At 64.9% G+C, this 6,674-nt stretch carries 1 pseudogene; it reads left to right on the top strand.

From position 1 onward, the window contains the following. Nucleotides 1-6,674: pseudogene (gene tpsA1, locus FFS27_RS25970) on the top strand (two-partner secretion system exoprotein TpsA1); the annotation flags it as partial.

The raw sequence follows: 6,674 nt of genomic DNA, 5'->3' as shown, positions 1-6,674 counted from the left end.
CCTCCAGCCAGGGCGACCTGAAGATCGCGGCCCAGGCCGTGGAGCTGAACGGCAAGACCTACGCCGGTGGCAGCGCCGAGATCCGCAGCGCGGAGGAACTGGTCAACCGGCAGAGCCTGGCGGCGCGCGAACGCATCGCGCTGGAGGCGGCGCATATCGACAACGCCGGGGTGATCGAAGCCGGCGTCGAGCCAGACGAGCGGCGCAACGCGCGCGGCGACCTCGAGCTGCGCAGCGGCACCCTGCGCAACGCCGGCAGCCTGGTGGCCAGCCGCGCGCTGGAAGCGAAGGCGAGCCAGGCGCTGGACAACCAGGGCGGCAGCCTGAAGGGGGCGACCGTCCGGGTCGACGCCGGGCACCTGGACAACCGTGGCGGCAAGCTGCTCGCCGAGGGCGAACTGCGGGTCGAGGCGAGCAGCCTGGACAACCGCCAGGACGGCCTGTTGCAGAGCCGGGACCGCGCCGTGGTCAAGACCCGTGGCGATCTCGACAACCGTGGCGGCCAGGTGATCGGCCTGAACGAACTGCAGGTCCAGGCTGCCGCACTGGACAATCGCAGTGCCGGTCTCCTTTCCAGCAAGGGAGACATGGACATCGAGGTCGCTCGTCTGGACAACAGTGCGGGCGGCAAGCTGGTCAGCGAGCGCCGTACGCTCTTGAAGGCGGATCGGCTCGATAATCGCAGCGGTCGCATTGTCGCCGGCCAGGATCTCGACTTGAGCTCTCGGTTGATCGACAACCGAGCGGGCGATATCTCCAGCACGTCGAGGGTGGTGGCGAGCGCTCGCGAACAGTTGGACAACCGCGGTGGCAAGATCGTCGGTGACAGTGGCCTGGACATCACAACGCCACGCATGCTCAACCAGGACAAGGGGGTACTCGCCAGCCGCGATGGGCTGCGCCTGAGCGCTACGGAGTTGTTCAACGGCGGGGGAGGCCTGCTGTCCAGCCAGAAGGGTATCGACGTCTCCCTGGCCGGTGCGTTCGATAACCAAGCCGGCGGCCTGGACAGCCGGGGCTTCCTGACGGTGAAGTCAGTCCGGCTCGACAACCAGGGCGGTACGCTATCCAGCGCAGGGGCATTGGCAGTGACCAGCCAGGGCGCCCTGAACAATCAGGGCGGCAGACTGGCGAGCGACGCCGGACTTAGCTTGAGCAGCGCCAGCCTCGACAACAGCCAGGCCGGTGCGATCAGTGGCAAGGGGGCCGTGGAGATTCGTACCGGCAACCTGAACAACAGCCGGAAAGCCAGTATCGGCAGCGATGCGGGACTCACCCTGGTCGCCGCTCGGGTAGACAACAGCCAGGCGGGCCGGATCGCCGCCAAGGGTGCGATCGATGCGGCTCTCCAAGGGTTGGACCAGCATGACAGGGGCAATCTGGTCAGCGATACCGGCATTACGCTCGATCTGAACAAGGGAAGCCTGGTCAATCGCGCTCAAGGCCTGATCGCCACGCCTGGCATCTTGCTCCTGCGCCAACTCGGCGTGGTGGACAACAGCGGTGGGGAAATCTCCAGCGACCGCGCGTTCACTCTTGCCACCTCCGCGTTGAACAACCAGGGGGGACGCCTGCTCAGCGGCGGAGCCCTCACCTTGCGTATCGCGCAGGCCCTGGACAACAGCCTCGAGGGGATTGTCTCCGGCGCCGGAGGTCTGGATATCCAGGCATTCGTCCTGGACAACCGTAGTGGCTCCATCGGCAGCAAGGGCGCCATCGATATCGGTGTGACCCGCCTGGAAAACGACGCTGGCACACTGATCGCTGAACGCGGCCTGAAGCTGGCGGCCGATGAGGCGAACAGTTCCAAGGGGCGTATCGCCGCCAATGGTAGCCTGCATGCCAAGGTTGGCACGCTGAGCCAGAAGGGAGGAGAACTGACCAGTCAGGACTCGCTGACTCTCGACCTGGGCATCCTAAACAATAACGCTGGCCGTATCGCTGGCAACCAGGGCGTGGACATCACGGCCCGGCAGGTGGACAACAGCGTCGGCGAGATTGCCAGCCAGGGCGTGGTGGCGCTGAACCTCACTGAGCAGCTGGACAACCGTGGCGGCAAGATCGTCGGTGACAGTGGTCTGGGCATCACCGCGCCGCACGTGCTCAACCAGGACAAGGGGGTACTCGCCAGCCGCGATGGGCTGCGCCTGAGTGCTACGGAGTTGTTCAACGGCGCGGGGGGCCTGCTGTCCAGCCAGAAGGGTATCGACGTCTCCCTGGCCGGTGCGTTCGATAACCAAGCCGGCGGCCTGGACAGCCGGGGCTTCCTGACGGTGAAGTCAGTCCGGCTCGACAACCAGGGCGGTACGCTATCCAGCGCAGGGGCATTGGCAGTGACCAGCCAGGGCGCCCTGAACAATCAGGGCGGCAGACTGGCGAGCGACGCCGGACTTAGCTTGAGCAGCGCCAGCCTCGACAACAGCCAGGCCGGTGCGATCAGTGGCAAGGGGGCCGTGTAGATTCTTACCGGCAACCTGAACAACAGCCGGAAAGCCAGTATCGGCAGCGATGCGGGACTCACCCTGGTCGCCGCTCGGGTAGACAACAGCCAGGCGGGCCGGATCGCCGCCAAGGGTGCGATCGATGCGGCTCTCCAAGGGTTGGACCAGCATGACAGGGGCAATCTGGTCAGCGATACCGGCATTACGCTCGATCTGCACCAGGGAAGCCTGGTCAATCGCGCCCAAGGCCTGATCCCCACGCCTGGCATCTTGCTCCTGCGCCAACTCGGCCTGGTGGACAACAGCGGTGGGGAAATCTCCAGCGACCGCGCGTTCACTCTTGCCACCTCCGCGTTGAACAACCAGGGGGGACGCCTGCTCAGCGGCGGAGCCCTCACCTTGCGTATCGCGCAGGCCCTGGACAACAGCCTCGAGGGGATTGTCTCCGGCGCCGGAGGTCTGGATATCCAGGCATTCGTCCTGGACAACCGTAGTGGCTCCATCGGCAGCAAGGGCGCCATCGATATCGGTGTGACCCGCCTGGAAAACGACGCTGGCACGCTGATCGCCGAACGCGGCCTGAAGCTGGCGGCCGATGAGGCGAACAATTCCAAGGGGCGTATCGTCGCCAAGGATGATCTGCGTGCCAAACTCGGTGCGCTGGTGCAGAACGGGGGAGAGCTGACGACTCAGGGCGCGCTGGCCCTCGACGCCGACAAAGTCGACAACGGCGCTGGTCGCATCGCCGGCAACCGAGGTGTGGTCATCGATGCCCGGCAGGTGGACAACCGTGCCGGCGAGATTGCCAGCCAGGGCGTGGCGACGCTGAATCTCAATGAGCAACTGGACAACCGTGGCGGCAAAGTCGTTGCTGACAGTGGTCTGGGCATCACCGCGCCACGCGTGCTCAATCAGGACAAGGGAGTAATCGCCAGCCGCGATGGGCTGCGCCTGAGTGGTACCGAATTGTTCAATGGCAATGCCGGACTGCTCAGCAGTCAGAGACATATAGAGGTCACTCTGGACGGCGTGCTGGACAATCAGGGCAAGGGCGCGCTGCTCAGCGACGGTACCCTGACGGTGAGCGCCGGGCGCATACACAACCAGGACGCCACTCTGTCCAGCGCCGGTGCGCTGAGACTGAGCAGCCAGGAGGCGGTGGACAACCGTGGCGGCAAGTTGGTGACGGACTCCAGCCTGCGCCTGACCAGCGCCAGCCTGGACAACAGCCGATCAGGGATCATCAGTGCCAACGCTGCGGCGGAGATCCATACCGGGGTTCTGAACAACAGCCAGAAAGGCAATCTTGGCAGTAATGACGGGCTCGGCCTGATTGCTACTGAGGTGGATAACAGCCAGGAAGGTCGGATCACTGCCAAAGGCATGATCGACGCAAATATCAAGGGACTCGATCAGCAGGGGAAAGGGCGGCTGGTCAGTAATGCCGGCATCATACTCGACCTGAACGAGGGAACCCTGGCCAATGGCGCTCAGGGCCTGATCGCCACGCCTGGAACCTTGCTCCTGCGCCAACTCGGCATGGTGGACAACAGCGGCGGGGAAATTTCCAGCGACCGAGCCTTCACACTCACCACCTCCGCGCTGACCAACCAGGGTGGCCGCCTGCGCAGCGGCGGTGTACTGACGTTGCGCATCGCCCAGGCTCTGGACAACAGCCTCGAAGGTGTTCTCTCCGGCACCGGAGGCCTGGATATCCGGGCGCTTGCCCTGGACAACCGCAGTGGCTCCATCGGCAGCAAGGGCGCCGTCGATATCGACGTGTCCCGTTTGGAAAACGATGACGGCGACCTGCTTAGCGAAGGTCGTCTGAAACTGACTGCCGAGCGAGCGAACAGTGTCAGGGGACGGATCGCGGCCAGGGGTGACCTGCACGCCAGCGTGACAGCCTTTAACCAGGCGGGTGGCGAATTGAGCAGCGAGGGTGCGCTGATGCTCGAGGCCGATAGCCTCGACAACCGCAGCGGCGGTCTGGTCAGTGCTGATGGCAACCTGACCGTTTCCGCCCGGAGGATCGACAACCGTGCGGGCGAAATCGCCGGCCCGGGCCAGGTGACACTGGACGTCGCCGAGCAGTTGGACAACCGAGGCGGCAAGGCCATCGGCGATAGCGGACTTCGCCTCGTCGCGCCACGGGTACTCAACCAGGACGGCGGGGTACTCGCCAGTCGTGATGGGCTGCGCCTGAATGGCGCCGAACTGTTCAATGGCAACGGCGGCCTGCTCAGCAGCCAGCAAAGCATCGACGTCATTCTGGACGGCGTATTGGGCAATCAGGCGGGCAGCTTGAGCAGCCAGGGACGCCTGAGCGTGAAGAGCGGTCGGCTGGACAACCAGGGCGGTGCAGTCTCCAGCGCCGGGACCTTGTCGCTTTCCAGCCAGGGTGCGTTGAACAACCAGGGGGGCAGGGTGGTCACCGACGCCGGTGCCGTCCTGCGCAGCGCCAGCCTCGACAACAGCCAGGGCGGCATCGTCAGCGCCAAGGGGGCCGCGGAGATCCGTACTGGCAGCCTCAACAATAGCCAGAAGGGCGGCATAGGCAGCGGTGCCGGGCTCGCGCTGGTCGCGGACCTGGTGGACAACAGCCAGAACGGCCGGATCACTGCCAAGGGTGCGATCGATGCCAACCTGAAGGGGCTGGATCAGCAGGGCAGCGGCAGGCTGGTCAGCGATACGGCCATCGCGCTCGATCTGCGCGGGGGAGAACTGGTCAACCGTGCTCAGGGCCTGATCGCCACGCCTGGAGCCTTGCTGCTGCGGCAACTGGGTGTCGTGGACAACAGTGGCGGTGGCGAGATCTCCAGCGATCGAAGCTTTACCCTCGCCGCGACCGCGCTGAGCAACCGGGGTGGCCGCGTGATCAGCGGCGACTCCCTGACCCTGCGCATCGCCCAGGCACTGGACAACAGCCTCCAAGGCGTTCTTTCCGCAAGCGGAGGGCTAGATGTCGCTGCACTCGTCTTCGACAACCATAGCGGCATCGTTGGTAGCAAGGGCGATACACGCATCGGGGTGAACCGCCTGGAGAACGAGGCAGGCCGCGTGGTCAGCGAAGGCGCCCTGGATCTGACCGCCAAGCAGGTGAGCAGCGCCAAGGGGCGCATTGCCGCGAAGGGCGATCTGCAGGTCACGGTTGGCACCCTGGAGCAGCAGGGTGGAGAACTGGCCAGTCAGGGAACGCTGACTCTCGACGCCGATAGCCTGGATAACCGCAATGGCGGCCTGGTGAGCGCCGATGGCGGGGTCACCGCCGAGGCACGCCAGATCGATAACCGCGGTGGGGAAATATCCAGCGTGGCCAAGGTGGCTCTGGCTGTCCGGGAACAACTGGACAACCGGGGGGGCAAGGTGATCGGCGACAGTGAGCTGAGCCTAACCGTGCAGCGCCTGCTGAACCAGGCCAAGGGTGTGCTCGCCAGTCGCGATGGATTGCACCTGGACGGCGCGGAACTGCTCAATGGCGATGGCGGCCTGCTCAGCAGCCAACGCCTGGTGGATGTAACGCTCAGTGGTGCATTGGACAACCAGGGGAGCGGTGCACTGGTCAGCGAAGGGTCGCTGACAGTGAAGGCCGACCAGGTCAATAACCAGGCGGGGACTTTCTCCAGTGCGGGTAGCCTGCTCGTTACCAGCCGGGGCGAGTTGAACAACCAGGGTGGCAGGTTGGTGACCGATGCTGGAGCCACCCTGAACAGCACTGGCTTCGACAACAGCCGTGCGGGCCTGGTCAGTGCGAAAGGGGCTGTGGCCATTCGTACCGGAGCCCTGAACAACAGTCAGAAGGGATCCATTGGCGGCAATACGGGCGTCACCCTGGTCGCCGGGTTGGTCGACAACGGCCGGGAAGGACGGATCAGCACCAAGGGTACGCTCGACGCCAACCTGAAAGGGTTGCTTCAGCAGGGGGGAGGCTCGCTGGTCGGCGAGCGCGGTGTCACCCTCGACCTCAACGGTGGCACCCTGGACAACCACGACCTCGGTCTGGTTTCAACGCCTGGCGCGCTCCTGCTGCGCCAACTCGGCATGGTGGACAACAGCGTCGGCGGAGAGATATCCAGCGACCGTGCTTTCACCCTCGCCGCCAACACACTGAACAATCAGGGCGGGCGGCTGATCAGCAGCGAAGCTTTGACCCTGCGCATCGCCAAGACACTGGACAACAGTCTCAAGGGGCAGGTCCTGGCGACCGACGGACTGGCCATCAAGTCTCAGGTC

It is taken from the genome of Pseudomonas sp. 2VD, from assembly GCF_005503585.1.
Classification (GTDB): domain Bacteria; phylum Pseudomonadota; class Gammaproteobacteria; order Pseudomonadales; family Pseudomonadaceae; genus Pseudomonas; species Pseudomonas aeruginosa.
The sequence above is the reverse complement of the archived record's forward strand: the minus strand, read 5'-3'. Positions and strand labels throughout refer to the sequence as shown.